At 57.2% G+C, this 493-nt stretch carries 1 protein-coding gene; it reads right to left on the minus strand.

Annotation, left to right across the window (positions count from 1 at the left end; translation table 11 throughout):
- On the minus strand, positions 1-352 hold a 352-nt coding region (locus AB4Y92_RS25600; RefSeq protein ID WP_441822173.1), incomplete at its 3' end, for a flagellar biosynthetic protein FliR.
- Positions 353-493 lie beyond the last annotated feature (141 nt).

Here is a 493-nt window from a genome sequence, read left to right on the forward strand (position 1 = left end):
TCATGAACAGCATGGCCGTCGCTGCCATCATGATCATCGTCGTGATCGCGGGGAGGGGCTCTGAATCGTCAAAGGGAGCTCCGGGGATGTTTCCAAAACCGATCGCCATGGCCGCGGCGTTCGACATCGTTTGAAGAGCGAAGAAATACACCCGGCCTAGAAGGCCGATCACGATCCCGGTCAGAAGCTCCGTCCCGATGAGACCAAAAAGAGTAGCTGGCGGCAGCGCTCCAACACCTTGGGCAAAGCGGCCCATGATAAGCGGAGAGACTGCCAGAGAGACGGTGAGCGCAAGGAAGAGGCGGACATTCATTGGGATGCGGCTACTGGACAAGCCAGGAGCCATCATCATTCCCGCTCCGACACGGCAAAAGATAAGAAATACGGTCAGAAGTGTATCGGAGCTATACGAGCTCACGCGATAGCCCCTAGCGAATTCACTTCGACGCCCCGCGCAATCTCGAGATGCGAGAGGATTGGCAGCGAGGAGAAC

This window comes from Lysobacter sp. TAB13, from assembly GCF_052113885.1.
Lineage (GTDB): Bacteria > Pseudomonadota > Gammaproteobacteria > Xanthomonadales > Xanthomonadaceae > Lysobacter > Lysobacter gummosus.